The organism is Aminobacter sp. LjRoot7 (genome assembly GCF_964252895.1).
In the GTDB taxonomy this organism is placed as follows: domain Bacteria; phylum Pseudomonadota; class Alphaproteobacteria; order Rhizobiales; family Rhizobiaceae; genus Aminobacter; species Aminobacter aminovorans_B.
The window spans coordinates 207955-222989 of the sequence record NZ_CAXUPX020000004.1 but is presented as its reverse complement, the minus strand read 5'-3'; the positions used below and the strand labels follow the sequence as shown (position 1 = coordinate 222989).

General features: G+C 64.5%; 19 protein-coding genes. 14 read left to right on the top strand and 5 right to left on the bottom strand.

All coding sequences use genetic code 11. From position 1 onward, the window contains the following. Positions 1-29: 29 nt before the first annotated feature. Positions 30-1052: a P1 family peptidase gene (locus ACSQ3E_RS14090; protein WP_436123157.1), complete on the bottom strand. Its 1023-nt coding sequence runs from the start codon at positions 1050-1052 to the stop codon at positions 30-32. Beyond that, on the bottom strand, positions 1052-2125 hold the full coding sequence (locus ACSQ3E_RS14085; protein WP_436123156.1) for a branched-chain amino acid ABC transporter substrate-binding protein: 1074 nt from the start codon (positions 2123-2125) through the stop codon (positions 1052-1054). Before ACSQ3E_RS14085 ends, ACSQ3E_RS14090 begins: the two co-directional genes overlap by 1 nt. 153 nt (positions 2126-2278) lie before the next feature. Here ACSQ3E_RS14085 and ACSQ3E_RS14080 point away from each other — a divergent pair, with 153 nt between their 5' ends. From ACSQ3E_RS14080 to ACSQ3E_RS14050, 7 genes are all read left to right on the top strand, one after another. After that, positions 2279-2773, top strand: coding sequence for a flavin reductase family protein (locus tag ACSQ3E_RS14080; RefSeq protein ID WP_310327030.1), 495 nt, complete (start codon positions 2279-2281; stop codon positions 2771-2773). A 20-nt stretch (positions 2774-2793) separates the two neighbouring features. Further along, positions 2794-3720 (top strand): AAA family ATPase, encoded by a 927-nt coding sequence (locus ACSQ3E_RS14075; RefSeq protein ID WP_436123155.1) that lies wholly within the window; start codon positions 2794-2796, stop codon positions 3718-3720. Positions 3721-3730: 10 nt separating this feature from the next. Next, positions 3731-4966 carry a vWA domain-containing protein gene (locus ACSQ3E_RS14070; RefSeq protein WP_436123154.1) on the top strand — a complete coding sequence of 412 codons (1236 nt, stop codon included), beginning with the start codon at positions 3731-3733 and terminating at the stop codon, positions 4964-4966. 20 nt (positions 4967-4986) lie between these two features. Further along, entirely contained in the window at positions 4987-5322 is a 336-nt protein-coding gene (locus ACSQ3E_RS14065; RefSeq protein ID WP_436123153.1) for an XdhC family protein, read from the top strand. Positions 5323-5325: 3 nt separating this feature from the next. Beyond that, complete coding sequence (locus ACSQ3E_RS14060; RefSeq protein WP_436123152.1) at positions 5326-6036, top strand: XdhC family protein; 711 nt, start codon at positions 5326-5328, stop codon at positions 6034-6036. After that, positions 6033-7643: an NTP transferase domain-containing protein gene (locus ACSQ3E_RS14055; RefSeq protein ID WP_436123151.1), complete on the top strand. Its 1611-nt coding sequence runs from the start codon at positions 6033-6035 to the stop codon at positions 7641-7643. The genes ACSQ3E_RS14060 and ACSQ3E_RS14055 overlap by 4 nt, the downstream gene beginning before the upstream one ends. Positions 7644-7975: 332 nt before the next feature. Beyond that, positions 7976-8839 carry an alpha/beta hydrolase family protein gene (locus ACSQ3E_RS14050; protein WP_436123364.1) on the top strand — a complete coding sequence of 288 codons (864 nt, stop codon included), beginning with the start codon at positions 7976-7978 and terminating at the stop codon, positions 8837-8839. A gap of 2 nt (positions 8840-8841) precedes the next feature. On the opposite strand, the gene ACSQ3E_RS14045 is transcribed toward ACSQ3E_RS14050, so the two are convergent. From ACSQ3E_RS14045 to ACSQ3E_RS14035, 3 genes are all read right to left on the bottom strand, one after another. After that, positions 8842-9882 carry a DUF1176 domain-containing protein gene (locus ACSQ3E_RS14045; protein ID WP_436123150.1) on the bottom strand — a complete coding sequence of 347 codons (1041 nt, stop codon included), beginning with the start codon at positions 9880-9882 and terminating at the stop codon, positions 8842-8844. Positions 9883-9948: 66 nt separating this feature from the next. Next, on the bottom strand, positions 9949-10119 hold the full coding sequence (locus tag ACSQ3E_RS14040) for a hypothetical protein (protein ID WP_154383983.1): 171 nt from the start codon (positions 10117-10119) through the stop codon (positions 9949-9951). Further along, complete coding sequence (locus ACSQ3E_RS14035; protein ID WP_436123149.1) at positions 10119-10328, bottom strand: hypothetical protein; 210 nt, start codon at positions 10326-10328, stop codon at positions 10119-10121. Before ACSQ3E_RS14035 ends, ACSQ3E_RS14040 begins: the two co-directional genes overlap by 1 nt. Positions 10329-10455: 127 nt before the next feature. Here ACSQ3E_RS14035 and ACSQ3E_RS14030 point away from each other — a divergent pair, with 127 nt between their 5' ends. The 7 genes from ACSQ3E_RS14030 to ACSQ3E_RS14000 all read left to right on the top strand — a co-directional run bounded on the left by ACSQ3E_RS14030 (position 10456) and on the right by ACSQ3E_RS14000 (position 15033). Then, positions 10456-10962, top strand: coding sequence for a hypothetical protein (locus tag ACSQ3E_RS14030; protein WP_310327054.1), 507 nt, complete (start codon positions 10456-10458; stop codon positions 10960-10962). A gap of 101 nt (positions 10963-11063) precedes the next feature. Next, on the top strand, positions 11064-11312 hold the full coding sequence (locus ACSQ3E_RS14025) for a ParB N-terminal domain-containing protein (RefSeq protein ID WP_184768988.1): 249 nt from the start codon (positions 11064-11066) through the stop codon (positions 11310-11312). Between the two features lie 86 nt (positions 11313-11398). Continuing rightward, on the top strand, positions 11399-11866 hold the full coding sequence (locus ACSQ3E_RS14020) for an SRPBCC family protein (protein WP_436123148.1): 468 nt from the start codon (positions 11399-11401) through the stop codon (positions 11864-11866). Positions 11867-12393: 527 nt separating this feature from the next. Then, positions 12394-13326 (top strand): alpha/beta fold hydrolase, encoded by a 933-nt coding sequence (locus tag ACSQ3E_RS14015; protein ID WP_436123147.1) that lies wholly within the window; start codon positions 12394-12396, stop codon positions 13324-13326. A gap of 243 nt (positions 13327-13569) precedes the next feature. After that, on the top strand, positions 13570-14034 hold the full coding sequence (locus ACSQ3E_RS14010) for an aminoacyl-tRNA deacylase (protein ID WP_310327065.1): 465 nt from the start codon (positions 13570-13572) through the stop codon (positions 14032-14034). 249 nt (positions 14035-14283) lie between these two features. Then, on the top strand, positions 14284-14511 hold the full coding sequence (locus ACSQ3E_RS14005) for a hypothetical protein (protein WP_067961344.1): 228 nt from the start codon (positions 14284-14286) through the stop codon (positions 14509-14511). Between the two features lie 123 nt (positions 14512-14634). Continuing rightward, positions 14635-15033, top strand: a complete 399-nt coding sequence (locus ACSQ3E_RS14000; RefSeq protein ID WP_436123146.1) for a GFA family protein — start codon at positions 14635-14637, stop codon at positions 15031-15033. Positions 15034-15035 lie beyond the last annotated feature (2 nt).

Here is a 15035-nt window from a genome sequence, read left to right as displayed (position 1 = left end):
CTAACATACAGACATCAAAGGGTTTTGGCTCAGCCTTTGCGCGCCGTCCACACCTGCATGATGTCGCCGGGCGTAGCTGTCGCCGCATGCACGCCCCGTGCAATCGCGCGTGCCATTGTCGAGGCGGCAGCGGCAAAGAAGTCGATGACCTCGGCCTGCCCGATCTCGATTCCACTTGCGCCAGTGGCGAGTGCGAACACCAGGTCGCCGTCGAAAGGCGTGTGCACCGGCCAGATGGCGCGGGTGAAACCGTCATGCGCCGAGATCGCCAGCCGCTTGGCGGCAGCCTTGCTCAGCACCGCGTCGGTGGCGATGACGGCAATGGTGGTGTTGGCGGCCGCGCTATTGTCTTCCTCGTATTTCTTGAACACGCGCGAAGCGTCGGCGGGCAGCGGTGATGGGAAACCCAGCCCGCCGAACTCGCCGTCCAGCTCGAACGGTCCTGCCCAGAAGTGCCTGGAGCGGCCGACGGTCACCGACCCCGTGGCGTTGACCGCAACGAGCGCGCCAACGGTCACGCCATTGGGCAAGACAGTCGAGGCCGAGCCGAGCCCGCCCTTGAGGCCGGCGGTCAGCGCGCCGGTGCCGGCACCCGCCGTGCCCAGCGCGAATTCGCGCGCCGCGGCCTGCACGGCGTCATAGCCGAGCTCGCGGTAGGGCGGATAGCGGCCCCAGTCCTTGTCGCCGCCATTCAGCATGTCGAACAGGATCGCCGCCGGTACGATCGGGATGACCTTGTCGCGCATGGCGAAGCCCACGCCCTTTTCGCGTAGCGCCGCCTGGACGCCCGACGCGGCATCGAGGCCAAAGGCCGAGCCGCCCGCGAGTGCGACCGCATTGATCGTCTCGACGGTGTTGTGCGCTTCGAGCAGGTCGGTCTCGCGCGTTCCCGGCGCACCACCCAGCACCTGGCATGCAGCGGTGGCGGGCGTGTCGCAGACCACCACCGTCACGCCCGATTTCAACTTTGCATCGCCGGCGTTGCCGACGCGCAGACCGGCGACGTCGGTGATCAGGTTCAGCGGTCCGGCTTTTAGGGGTGCTGGCGGCATTACTGAGTCTCTGCAGGCAGGTAGTTGGTTCCGTCGAAACGAAACAGCCGAAACGGGCTTTCCGCGAGGTCGCCTTTGGCGTCGAAACGGATTTTGCCGATGGCGCTGTCGAAGTCCTGGCCCGCCAGCACGTCCACGACAGGCTTTCCGCTCGATGCGGCAAGCCGCGCCGCAGCACCGGCAACCTCCACCGCGGCGTAGCCGGGCAAGGTATAGCCGTCGGTCAAAGTCTTTGCCGCTTCGAACGCCGCGCGCACTTCAGGCTTGGCGACATCGGACCATTCAGGTGTCGCGATCATCAGCGTGCCCGTGGCAGGCGGCACCGCGCGGTCGGCGACGCGCAGCGTCTCGCCGCCGGCAAAAATGATGTCGACGCCGAGCGAAGCGGCGTCGCGGCCCATCACGGCGATGTCTTCGCCATCACCGCCGACGAACACATGCGTGGCGCCGGCCTTGCGCAGCCGGCCGATGAGCGCGACCTGGTTGTCGAGCTGCGGCCTGTAGGTGTCGAAGAACACCGGCTTCAGGCCGGCCTGTTCGGCGCTGGCGCGAAAACTCTCGGCCAGTTCGCGGCCATAGATCGTACCGTCGTCGACGATGGCAAACAGCTCGTCGTTCCAGAGCCGCGTCAGGATCGTTGCCGCGGCGTTGCGCTCGCCGTCGCCGCGCGGCCCCAGGCGAAACACCAGCCAGCCGGTCTTGTCGTGCAACTCGGTCAGGCTGTCGGTGCGCACGCCGACCGTGATGACAGGGATGCCGGCGGCCTTGAGCACGGGCAGGGCGGCCTCGGCCGCCTCGGTGCAGAGAAAGCCTGTGGCAACCGCAACCTTGGCGTCGACAAAACCCTTTGCCGCCTTGGCGCCGCCTTCGGCCGTGCAGCCGTCGTCGGTTACCACCAGCGAGGCATCGTTGCGCGTGGCAGCGAGCTCAGCGCCTGATTTGACTTGCTCGCCAAGGATCGCCGACGGGCCCGACAATGGTGCTGCCAGCCCGACCTTCACCGGTTCGGCATGGGCGGCAAGCGCCGCAAGCGAGGCGGCAAGCAGGGTGGTGATGGCCGTTGCGGCTCGCATTCGCTCCGAAAAATCCTCTCTACGGCCAAGTTTAGGCGGTTTACCTGACCTACTGCCTGGCCCGGCCGAGTGCAACGTGCTTGTGCCATCTCAGCTTGTGACCCGGACAACGCGGCCATATATAGCGGGTATGTCTCGTTGCAGGAAAATCCGGTGTTGAAGAAGTTTGAAGTCGGGCCGCAGGCCTACCGGGACGCGATGAGCCATTTTGCCGGCGCGGTGCATCTGGTGACCACCGACGGTCCGGCGGGAAAACGTGGTGCCACCGTCATCGCCGCCTGCTCGGTTTCAGACAATCCGCCGATGGTGCTTGTCTGCGTCAACCGCGAGAACCCAAACAACGACCTGTTCGTCAAGAACGGCAACTTCGCCCTCAACACACTCGCCGCCAGGCACGAGCCTCTGGCCGTCGCCTTCTCCGGCGTCACCGGCCTCGCGCCCGAACAGCGCTTTGCTCTTGGCGAGTGGGAGGTGCTGGCATCAGGTGCGCCGGCCCTCATCGGCGCCGTTGCCGTGTTCGACTGCGAGCTTGTCGACGCCAAGGAACTGGCCACCCATCGTGTCATGTTTGGCAAGGTGACAGGCCTGCGCATCGGCGATAACCTTCGCCCGCTGATCTATCACGGCCGCAGCTACCACGTGCTGTAGGCCGCTTCTCCGGAAACGCCATGACCGACACGCCTCGTCCAGCTCCACAGACCATCGACGAGACGCTGAAGATGCTCGCCGGCGCGGATTACGTCGCCGACCGGGCGCTGGCAACGGTGCTGTTTTTGTCCCTGCGCATGAACCGGCCGTTGTTCCTCGAAGGCGAGGCCGGCGTCGGCAAGACCGAGATCGCCAAGGTTCTGGCCAGTGCGCTCGGGCGTCGCCTGATCCGGCTGCAATGCTACGAAGGCCTCGACGTTTCCTCCGCCGTCTACGAGTGGAACTATGCGGCGCAGATGATCGAAATCCGCATGGAGGAGGCCGTCGGCAAGGTCGACCGCTCCGACATGGAAAAGAACGTCTTCTCCGAAAAATACCTGATCCGCCGTCCGGTGCTGGACGCCTTGACCGGCAAGGCAGGCGCGGCACCCGTCTTCCTCATCGACGAACTCGACCGCACCGACGAGGCCTTCGAGGCCTTTTTGCTCGAAATCCTCTCCGACTATCAGGTCACCGTTCCAGAACTCGGCACGATCAGGGCGGAAGAACCGCCGATCGTCATCATCACCACCAACCGCACCCGCGAGATCCACGACGCGCTGAAGCGCCGCTGCCTCTATCACTGGGTCGACTATCCCAATGCCGAGCGCGAGCTCGAAATCGTCAGCCGTAAAGTGCCGCAGGCCAACAGGCGGCTATCCTCGGAGGTCGTCCGCTTCATCCAGAAACTGCGCGAGATCGAGCTGTTCAAGGTGCCCGGTGTTGCCGAGACCATCGATTGGGCGTCAGCGCTGACCGAACTCGACAAGATCGCGCTCGATCCCGAGACGATCTCCGACACCATCGGCGTTCTGCTTAAATACCAGGACGACATTGCACGCATCGAGCAAGGCGAGGGCCGCCGCATCCTCAACGAGGTGAAGGCGGAGCTGGCTGCGGCTGAGTAGGTGCGGTGACATGACGCCCAGCAGCGCAACACCCGACGGCCGCATCGCCGACAACATCGTCTATTTCGCCCGCGCGCTGCGCAAGGCCGGCATGCGCGTCGGCCCGGCATCGGTGATGGACGCGATCGAGGCGGTGCTCGCCGCGGGCATCGGTTCGCGCGACGATTTCTACTGGACGCTGCATGCCGTGCTGGTCAGCCGCCACGAGGATCACGCCACCTTCGACGAGGCCTTTCGGCTGTTCTGGAAATCGCGCGAGCTGATCGAAAAGATGCTGGCGATGTTTTCGCCTGTGGCACCCGATCGCCGCGAGAAGCAGAAGCCGCGCGCTGCCGAAAACCGCGTCAGCCAGGCGATGTTCGAGGGCCATCAGAATAGCCAGCCGCCGCGCGAAATCCCCGAGATCGAGGTCGATGCCCGCTTTACCGTGTCGGGCAACGAGATGCTGCGCGGTAAGGATTTTGCCCAGATGTCGGCGGGCGAGATCGCCGATGCGCGGCGCGAAATCGCAGCACTCAGGCTGCCGTTCGACACCGTGCGCACCCGCCGTTTCAAGCCCGACCCGCATGGCGCCAAGGTCGATCCGCGCGCCATGTTGCGGGCGGCCGCCCGCACCGGCGGCCAGTTGATCCTGCCGAAATTCCGCTCCGTCCGCGAAGTCCACCCACCGCTGGTGGTGCTTGCCGACATCTCAGGCTCGATGAGCCAGTACACCCGCATCTTCCTGCATTTCCTGCATGCGCTGACCGAAAAGCGCAGGCGCGTGCACACCTTCGTCTTCGGCACCAGGCTGACCAACCTGACCCGGCAGATGCGGCACCGCGATCCTGACGCTGCCCTTGCCGACTGTTCCGCCGCGGTCAAGGATTGGTCCGGCGGCACCCGCATCGGCGATACGTTAGGCGAGTTCAACCGGCTTTGGTCGCGCCGTGTTCTGGGCCAGGGCGCCGTGGTGCTGCTGATCACCGACGGGCTCGAGCGTGACGATGTGTCAGGGCTTTCCGAGGAGATGGAGCGGCTCAAGAAATCCTGCCGCCGGCTGATCTGGCTCAACCCGCTGCTGCGCTTCGAGGGTTTCGAGGCCCGCGCACGCGGCGTTCGCGCCATGCTGCCCTACGTTGACGAGTTCCGCCCGGTGCACAATCTCAACGCGCTCGGCGATCTCTGCGCCTCGCTCGGCGCGCCGGCGTCGCGCGACACCGACCCCAGATTGTGGATGATCGACGGCCAGCGCCGGGCGGCGTAAGGTCGCAAAGGGAGGTTTCCATGCCAAGCACGTTTCTCGATGACGCCCGCGACCCGCTGATCATCGCCGAAGGCTGGATGAAGGACGGCAAGGACGTCGCCATCGCCACCGTGGTCGAGACATGGGGCTCGGCGCCGCGTCCCGTCGGTAGTCATCTCGTCATCGACGCCGAAGGCACCTTCCACGGCTCCGTTTCTGGCGGCTGCGTCGAAGGGGCGGTGATATCCGAGGCGCTTGATGTCATCGGCAGCGGCAAGCCGAAGATGCTGGAATTCGGCGTTGCCGACGAGACGGCGTGGCAAGTCGGCCTGTCCTGCGGCGGCAAGATCAGGGTTTATGTCGAGCGATTGGGCTGACCGATGGATCCTTATGTCCTGAAAACCTTGAATGCCGAGCGCCGCGCCCGCCGCGCCGCCATCCTCGTCACCGACACGGGCGACGGCCGCGACCGCGTCGTCAAGGAGGGCGACGCCGTCGCAGGCGAGCTCGGCCAGGCGATCGCCAAGGCTTTTCGCAACGGCCTGTCTGGCCTGGTCGAGGCCGAGGGCCGCAGCTTCTTCCTCAACGTGCATCTGCCGCAGCCGCGGCTGGTGGTAATTGGCGCCGTCCATATCAGCCAGGCGCTGGCGCCGATGGCCAAGATCGCCGGCTTTCCGCTGGAGATTATCGACCCGCGCACGGCATTCACCAGCGACGAGCGCTTCCCCGATGTCATTCACAAGGCCGAATGGCCCGAGGACGTGCTGAAGCATTGTCCGCTCGACCGCTACGCCGCGCTCGCTGCCATCACCCACGATCCCAAGATCGACGACTGGCCGCTCAAGGCAGCGCTCGACGCCGACTGTTTTTATGTCGGCGCGCTCGGCAGTCGTAAGACCCATGGCAGGCGTGTCGAGCGCCTGCTGGCGATGGGGGTGACGCCAGAGCAGATCGAGCGCATCAACGCCCCGATCGGGCTCGACATCGGTGCGTCCAACCCGGCCGAGATCGCTGTTGCCATTCTCGCGCAGGTCATATCAGCGTTCCACGCGCGAGGGCTGGGCGCCAAGGCAAAAGGCGAGGCGGCGTGAGATTCGGCGCTATCCCCGTCGGCCACGCCAAGGGTGCTGTGCTTGCCCATTCCACCGGCGCCGGTGACCGTCGCTACCGCAAGGGCCATGTCCTTGCCGCCGAGGACGTCACGATCCTCGCAGCCTCGGGGTTGAGCGAGATCGTCGTTGCCGTGCTGGAGCCGGGCGATCTCGGCGAAGATCAGGCGGCCGAAGCGATCGCGGCAAGCATGCGGCACCGCCATATCGAGGTGAAGCCGGCGGCGACCGGCCGGGTCAACCTGCATGCGCGAGAGGCCGGCGTCTTCACCGTCGATGCCGGCCTGATCGATGCCATCAATGCCATCGACCCTTCGATCACAGTCGCCACGCTTGCCCAGCACGCCACCGTCGAAAAAGACCAGATGGTCGCGACGGTGAAGATCATCCCCTTCGCCGTTTCAGGCGATCTGGTGCGGCAGGCGACCGAGCTGTGCGCCAAAGGCGAGATGTTCGCCGTCAATGCGTTCGTGGCGAAGCGCGTCGGCGTCATCCAGACCGTGCTGCCGAGCGTGAAGGCAAGCGTGCTCGACAAGACCGCGCGCCTGACCGAGCAGCGGCTGGCGCGTTCGGGCAGTCGGCTCGTTGCCGAGCGGCGCACAGCGCATGAGGTAGGCGCTGTGGCCGAGGCCACCAGGCAGCTCGCCCGCGACAACGACCTGGTCGTCATCTTCGGCGCCTCGGCGCTGGCCGACTTCGATGATGTCATCCCGGCCGCCATCCGTGCCGCCGGCGGCACCGTCGTCCGCTCCGGCATGCCGGTCGATCCCGGCAATCTGCTGGTGCTCGGCCATATCGGCAAGACCGCGGTCCTCGGCGCGCCGGGCTGCGCCCGTAGCCCCAAGGAAAATGGCTTCGACTGGGTGCTCGACCGGCTGATGGCGGGGCTCGACGTGACGGCGGCAGACATTGCCGGCATGGGCGTCGGCGGTTTGCTGATGGAAATTCCGACGCGGCCGCAGCCACGCGACCTTTCAGCCATTCCGCCCATCCCAAGGGTGCACGCCGTGCTGCTCGCTGCCGGCCGTTCCAGCCGCATGGGCGGGCCCAACAAGCTTCTGGCGCTGTTTCAGGGCAAGCCTCTGGTGCGCCGCACCGCCGAGCGTGTGCTTGGCTCGAAAGCCGAAAGCACCGTCGTCGTCACAGGCCATCAGGCCGGGCGCATCGGCGATGCGCTCGCCGGTCTCGACATTCCTGCCGCCCACAACGCCGACTTTGCCTCGGGTCTCGCCAGTTCGCTCAAGGCTGGCGTTTTGGCGCTTCCCGAAGATGCCGCCGGCGCGCTGATCGTTCTCGGCGACATGCCCGAGGTGCTGCCGGCGGACCTCGACCGGCTGATCGAAGCGTTCGAGCGGGCAGGCGGCCGCGCCGTCGTCCGTGCCACCCATGACGGCAAGCGCGGCAACCCGGTGATCCTGCCCCGCGCCCTGTTCCCGGCCGTCGCCCATCTCGAAGGCGACACCGGCGCCCGGCATCTGATCGAGAGTGAAGGCGTTGATGTCATCGACATCGAGATTGGGGCAGGGGCGGCGGTCGACGTCGATACGCCCGAGGCGCTGGCGGGGGCAGGTGGGGTGCTGCAGGATTGAGGCTGTTGACAAAGCGCCTGCCGGTTAGCCAACCCTACGTCATGTCAGTCGATTCAACGTTGCATTCCCTCGCGCCCCCCTCTGGCCTGCCGGCTTGGCGCTCCGCGCGTTCGTCGTTCGAAAAGCCAAGCAGTTGGCTTTTCGTCGCCTTCGGCGATCACTCCTCACCCCCCTCAAGGGGGGAGATCAGCAGTTGCACCGGCGGCGCCAGGCTTGCAGCGTTGCAAGTGGGCGAAGGCGTTGATGACATCCAATCTCCCCCCTTGTGGGGGAGATGTCCGGCAGGACAGAGGGGGGTAACGTCGAGCGCTGTGGGACGTAGTAAGGATAAACTGCGCTCGCTCGCCATTTCTCTCACCCTCGCGACATTCGCCTTTCCCGCCCATGCCCAAACCCTAGCCCCCTACAAGGACGAGCTCTTCGCCTATCCGGCGATCCTCTCCTCCGAGGGCGAGGCGTACCGCGTCGTCGACTACCGAGAGATGCGCGACATCAACGAGCGCGACGAGGTGCCGGAGCGCCGGGCGCAGGGCAAATACGTCTCGACCAGCGTTCGCAAGGTCCAGCAGGATCTGGTGTTGAAAACCGATGCCGGCGATATCAGCCATTTCGCCGTCGGCAAGACCGAGGGCGCTTCGCTGATCGTGCTCTATCTTCACGGCCAAGGCGGCAGCCGCAAGCAGGGTGTCGACGACTTCACCTTCGGCGGCAATTTCAACCGTATCAAGAACCTGATGGCCGACAATGGCGGGCTCTATCTGTCGCCCGACTTCTCCGATTTCGGCGACAAAGGCGTTTCCGGGGTGGCGGCCCTGATCGACCACTACGCGGCGCAATCGCCTGCTGCCAGGATCGTCGTCGCCTGCGGCTCGATGGGCGGTCAGCTGTGCTGGGGCCTGGCGCGCGACGCCAAGGCGGCGAAGAAGCTGGGCGGCCTGATGCTGCTCGGCTCGCTCTGGGACGACGCCTTCCTCAAGTCGCCGGCCTTCAAGGCCAAGGTGCCGGTGTTCTTTGGCCAGGGCAGCAAGGACCCTGTTTTCCCGATCGACAAGCAGGAGGCGTTCTTCCGCTCGATCCTGGCCAAGAACAAGGCCTATCCGACACGCTTCGTCCGCTTCGAGACCGGCACCCACGGCACGCCGATCCGCATGACCGACTGGCGCGAGACGCTCAACTGGATGCTGTCGGCGAAATAGCCTCAAGGCCCCGAATTGTAGTCGAGCACGGTCTCGGGGTTGATCTCGCCGTCATACGACGCGTCGACGTCGTAGCGGACCAGCGCAAAGGCGCCGTCGCGGAACAGCCAGGTGCCGTCGGACGACGCATCGCCGACGCCGCGCCACTTGGCGTGCGAGGTGATCGTCATCGTCTTTTCGTCAAAGGACGAATTGACCAGGGCGTTTTCGGAACGGTAGCCGATGACGTTGACGCTCTCGAGCTTGCCGTCGGGATTGTCGCCCTCGTAGTGGATGTCGAGCTCGGGCGCTGCGAAATGTTGCTCGTTCAGCCCGTCGGCCTCGTTCCAGAGATAATAGACGTGGGTCTCGTTGTAGGCGCCCATCTGGCAGAAGAAGCGGAACAGCCGGGCTTCGCTCGCTGGCGCGTCGGCGGCGTCCGATTTGTTGTGGTAGGAGATCTTGTAGTTCTGGGTCGCGCCTTCACCCTCGCGGGCGACGTCGCACTGGGCATTGTGGCTCGCCGCGAACGTCTTGGTGGCGAGGTCGAGAACGGCGTCGGTTTCGGGAGGCGGGGCATCGCCGCACTGTTTGGGCAGCGCGTCGGCAAGATTGCCTTCGGCCGGTTTCAACTCGCCCTTTTCGAGCTGGATCGGAGTGAAGGGCGGTTCCTGGTTCGAGCCGTTGACCTGCCGGGCGGTGTAGCAGCCGGCGAAAACCTTCTCGGTGCCGTCCTTGTCGACGGCCCGGATGGCGAGGGGGATGTTGTAGAAGATCGAGCCGGCAGCACCATCCGAGCTTACGGCGCCCGTCTCGACCTCGACGCGCTCGGTCGCCTCATAACCCTTGGCGAATTCGGCAAAATCCTTGGCGGGCTTGGCTTCGCCGAAATAGTCCCAGGCGCGGGCATATTCCTTGCGGCTGACCGCATTGTAGAGCGAGCGCACCACGGCGGCCGCGTCGGATCGGTCATCGAGATAGGGCAGATCGGCGGCCAGTGCCTGGAACGACCAGAGGCTGGTCAGAGCGGCGGTCAAAGCTGCCCGTTTCGAAAAAGTCCTCATCGCGAATCTCCTGCCTGCCGCAATGATGCATCATCGATTGCGGCAGAGCAGTGACGCGCGGGACCATCATGCCTGGCGCGTCGACATTTCGCGGGCGATGCGGGGAAAATCGGCTGGCTTGATGCCGATGTCGGCGCGGTCGGCCGAGTTCATCGCGTTCAGCAAGGCAAGTGCCGCACGATAGCGGACCTGTTCCTTGGGGCGAGGGCGGGCGAACAATTCGGTATAGAAACCCATCACTCAGGCTCCGGTTTGTCCTCCCGAAGCGACATATAGGTGATTCCGGCGCGATTGTGCAGTGCAGCATCGGCATGGCTGCCATGCAGTGTAGAAAATTTTTCCGCCACCGGCGTAACAAACGTGGTGCCGGTTTCGTAGCTGAGTAGCCGGTATTGCCGGCTTTCCTCGCCGAAAGGCGACTTCGGGCCGCATATATTACCCCCCATGCGGCCCGATTTTTTTTGCCGACATTTTCTAAGATGCCGCTGACGCCTCGAAACGATTTTTAACCGAGCCTGATTATGGTTCCGGCAAATATTGCCGTATCATGCCGTTTCGTGCGGAGGGCCTTGCATGGGCACCGAGATCAATCGCGACTTCGCTTCGTTGCTCGACGACCTGTTCGTCGCGACCGAGCCCGGCGAGATTGCGCCCGCGCCGACCATTCCATTCGACTATCTCGCCGTTGCCGAAGAGCTGCATTCCGGACGCATCCGCGTCTCGGGCGAGACCGCGGCCGCCGGCTATCGCGAGGCGGGCGAGGCACTCGAGGACGAGTTCGTCTCGCTGCTCGACATGGTCAGGGCCAAGGCTGTGGCCGACGCCGTCGAAGCTGTAGCCGGTCCCCTGGAGCCCCCGGCACCCGAACCACCGTCGATCGACCCGGACGCCATCGCCGCCGAGCTCGGCCTTGCCGAAGCCAAGCCGGCCGATCTCGCCAGGCTGCGCCGCATCTTTGCGCTCGCCAACCACCCCGACCGCGTGGCGCCGCATCTGCGCCAGCGCGCCATGGTGCGCATGCAGCTCGCCAACATGATGATCGATGACGCAAAACGCCGCGCCGCCAAGAAAAAGAGCTGACCCCGCCTTCCACCTGATGCCGGCTAAGCCACTGCCCTGCTTGGCCGATGCAGCAAGACGTCCTATCTGTGAGACGCTGCATCGCACTGCCGGGAGGCCCCATGCTCAGAGTCCAGAAGATACCGCTCGACGACATCTATGTGCCCACGGCGCGCAAGAAGACGCTGCATCCCGAAACCGTGCGCCATCTCGCCGAGGACATCGTCGAGAACGGCATGAAGACGCCGATCCAGGTACGCCATGACGGCAAGCGTTACGTGCTTGTCGAGGGCCTGCACCGGCTCGAGGCGGCGCGCTGGCTCGGCGAAACCGACATCGATTCCTATCTCGTGCAGGCGCGGAAACATTAGGAAGATTTTTTGCTGAAGGGCTGTCGGATCGGGCGGGGCTGGCTCGTCCTAGGTCCGAAAGCTGATTTCAACGAGGAGACTACCCAATGACTTCTGCCAACGATCGCGAACTGGTCCTGACCCGCATCATCGATGCGCCGCGCGAAAAGCTCTATCGCTGCTGGACCGACGCGGAACTTTTGCCGAAATGGTTCGCGCCGCTGCCCTGGACGACGGCTAGCGCCAAGCTCGACGTGCGCCCCGGCGGCACGAGTGCCGTCACCATGCGCAGCCCCGAGGGCGTCGATTATCCGAGCTCGGGCGTCTATCTCGAAGTCGTGCCAAACGAGAAGCTGGTCTTCACCGACGCCTTCACCGAAGCCTGGAAGCCATCCGAAAAGCCGTTCATGGCAGCGACCGTGACCTTCGAGGACATCGGCGGCGGCAAGACCCGCTACACCGCCACCGCCCGCCACTGGAGCGTCGAGGACCGCGAAGCACACGAAAAGATGGGCTTTCACGCAGGCTGGGGCCAGTGTGCCGATCAGCTCGAGGCGCTGGCGAAGACGATCTGAGGGCTTTTGCCCTGATTGCGAAGAGGCCAGGTTCGGCGCACCTGGCCTTTTCGATTCCTAGGGGGGCGCAGTTTGATCCAGTCAAAGGGTCCCGGATAAGCTCCGCCGCGTTTCGCTTTCGGCGATGACGATAGGTTTGGTCGTGCCCTAGCAAGCCAACCTTTGGCTGGCCTAGTGATCCTTCGCCCCCCCTCTGACCTGCCGGCCATCTCCCCCACAAGGAGGGAGATTGGTCGCGTCGCCGGCGGCGCTCATTCTGCTACGTTGCAGGGAAGAGCGCAGCGGCATTGGCGAAATTGGTGATAGGCCGCGGGGCAGATGCAGGCCTGATCTCCTTCCTTGCGGGGGAGATGCCCGGCAGGGCAGAGGGGGGGTGGGAAGGAATGAGGCATTGAAGGTTTGCTGTCGCGCGCCCACGCACAAAATCTTCCTTCCGTGGAAAATTTCTCCCACGATGTCGGCATCCAGCCGCGTCGTTCGTCCTAGAGGCAAGAGCCACGAGGCTTGGACAGCGGGAGGACGAGGACATGAACAAGCGCAGTTTCATCACCATGCTGGCGGCGGCGGCATTTGCAGTTGTGACGGGAGGAGCGGCTATGGCCGAGACGGCGAAGCCAGGCGATGCAGGCGTCAAGAGTGGCCATGCCGAGATCAATGGCGTGAACTACTATTACGAGATCCGCGGCGAGGGCGAGCCGTTGCTTCTGCTGCATGGCGGGCTGGGTTCGATCGACATGTTCGGGCCGGTGCTGCCAGCGCTGTCGAAGAACCGGCAGGTGATTGCCGTCGATCTTTACGGACATGGCCGCACGGCGCTGACCGACCGCAAGATGAGCATGATCGACATGGGCGACGACATGGCCAGGCTGGTCAAGAAGCTCGGCTACGACAAGGTCGACGCGATTGGCTATTCCTTCGGCTCTGGCGTCGCTTTCCGCCTGGCCGTGCAGCATCCCGAGACGGTGCGCCGGCTGGCGCTGGTATCGGCGGCCTATGCCCAGGACGGCTTCTATCCCGAAATGCTGCCGATGCAGGCCCAGGTCGGCGCCGGTATGGCCGAGATGATGAAGCAGACGCCGATGTACCAGACCTATGCCGCAGTAGCGCCCAAGGTCGAGGATTTCCCGAAGCTGCTCGACCAGATGGGCGAGTTCATGCGCCAGCCCTATGACTGGGCCGAAGACGTCAAGACGCTGAAGATGCCGGTGATGCTGGTCTATGGCGACAGCGACATGTACCGGCCCGAGCACATCGTGAAGTTCTACCAGCTGCTCGGCGGCGGGCTGAAGGATGCCGGCTGGATGCGCGAGAACATGTCGCAGAACCGGCTCGCGATCATTCCCAACCGCACCCACTACGACGTGTTCTTCGCGCCGGAACTGGCAACGACGGTGCTGCCCTTCCTCAATGGCGAGACCAAGGTGAAGACCTGGGACGAGCAGGTCAAGGAATCGCAGTAGGCCCCCTGGCCGGGCGCCCGCCAGAAATCGGCGGCGCCCGGCCAATTTCCTTGCCGGACCACGGCTTCGGATGGTATCTTCCCCGCACGCTGAGAATGCCCCTTTCGGGGTGTCGGAGATGCGGCCAGCAAACTGATCGAAAATGAGCTGGCGATGATGCGGCCCGATTTGCCGCGCGGCACTTGATGCCGCTTTCTACATGCAGGCCGCAGTGACGCGATGATGCCACGAAAGGAAGTGGTCATGGCTATCTCATTGACGATGCAGGAATATCTAGAAGACAACCACATCCGCTACGATGCCGCCAAGCATGCGCGCACTGGCTGCTCGATGATGACGGCGGAGGCGAGCCATGTGCCCGGCAGCGCGCTGGCCAAGGGCGTGGTGCTGAAATGGGAGGACGGCTACGTGCTGGCCGTGCTGCCGGCAACGCGCCATGTCGATCTTGCCCGCATGCGCGAGATCATCGGCGACAAGGTGCGGCTCGCGACCGAAGACGAGGCGAGCTCGCTGTTTCCCGATTGCGACGAAGGTGCGGTGCCGATCCTCGGCGTGCCCTACAGGGTGGCGTGCGTGGTCGACGAGCAGTTGCGCCGCGGCAGCGACGTCTATTTCGAGGGCGGCGACCACCGCACCCTCGTGCACGTCACCGGCGACGAGTTTTCGCGGCTGATGTATGGCATGCCGCAGGCCCGCATAAGCTGGTGAACAGCTGAGACCGGCGTGAAAAGGCGGGGCGCGCCTTTGACGCAAGCCATTGGATGACAAGGCCTATTGCCGCTTGAGCCGTTGGGCGGGAGCGGCGGACCGAACGGCCCCAAGGGTGGTTTGGTCGACAGCGAGAGGTTTTTTCGCCGTTCGGGAAAATACCTGCTTCGTGTCACCGATCCGCCATTCGGCGGTCATGGTTCGGGGCTATGTTGAGCAATGTCGAAATGGTCACGGATGGAGGCGACTATGGACGACCAGCATGAATTGACACTTGAAGACCTGCTGCAGGATCCGATCATCCTGAAGGTCATGGAACGCGACGGCTATTGCCCCGACGACATTCGTCTTCTGGCGCGCCACGCCACTTCGGGCGCCCAGGTCTGGGAAAGCGTATCCTCGCGGGCCAGCGCCCGTAGGCAGAGCCGCCTGGCTTTCCGCACGGCCAATGCGTCGTGCACGTCGCTTTGCGCGTAAAGCCGCAATCTGCGATGTGACTGCCGCCTGAGGCAGTCACCCCACCTTTTTCATCGACAATCGACAGCACTGCACCTTATGCCTGATGCCGCAACAGCGGTATCTCAGGTGAGGGGTTTTGACATGGCGCAACGATATCAAGGCGGCTGCATGTGCGGGGCCGTGCGCTACGCCGTGGAAGCAGAGCCGCTGAACGAACGCGTCTGTCATTGCCGCAGCTGCCAGAAGGCGATTGGAGCCGCGTTCAACGCGCGGCTGATGTTCCGCGCCGAGCAGGTGGCGATGAGCGGGCCGGTGAAAACGGCGTTGTCGTCGCCAGGCGTGAAGCGCAGCTTCTGCGCCGAATGCGGCACGACAGTGCTGTCTGGGCGCGAATCCGCAGGCGTGCTGGCGGTGACGTCGGGTTCGCTCGACGATCCCGACCTGTTTGCCCCGACCATGCATATCTGGGTGTCGTCGAAGCAGCCCTGGCTCAAGCTCGATGATGGCCTGCCGCAGTATGCCGAGGCAGCTCCGGCGTAGCC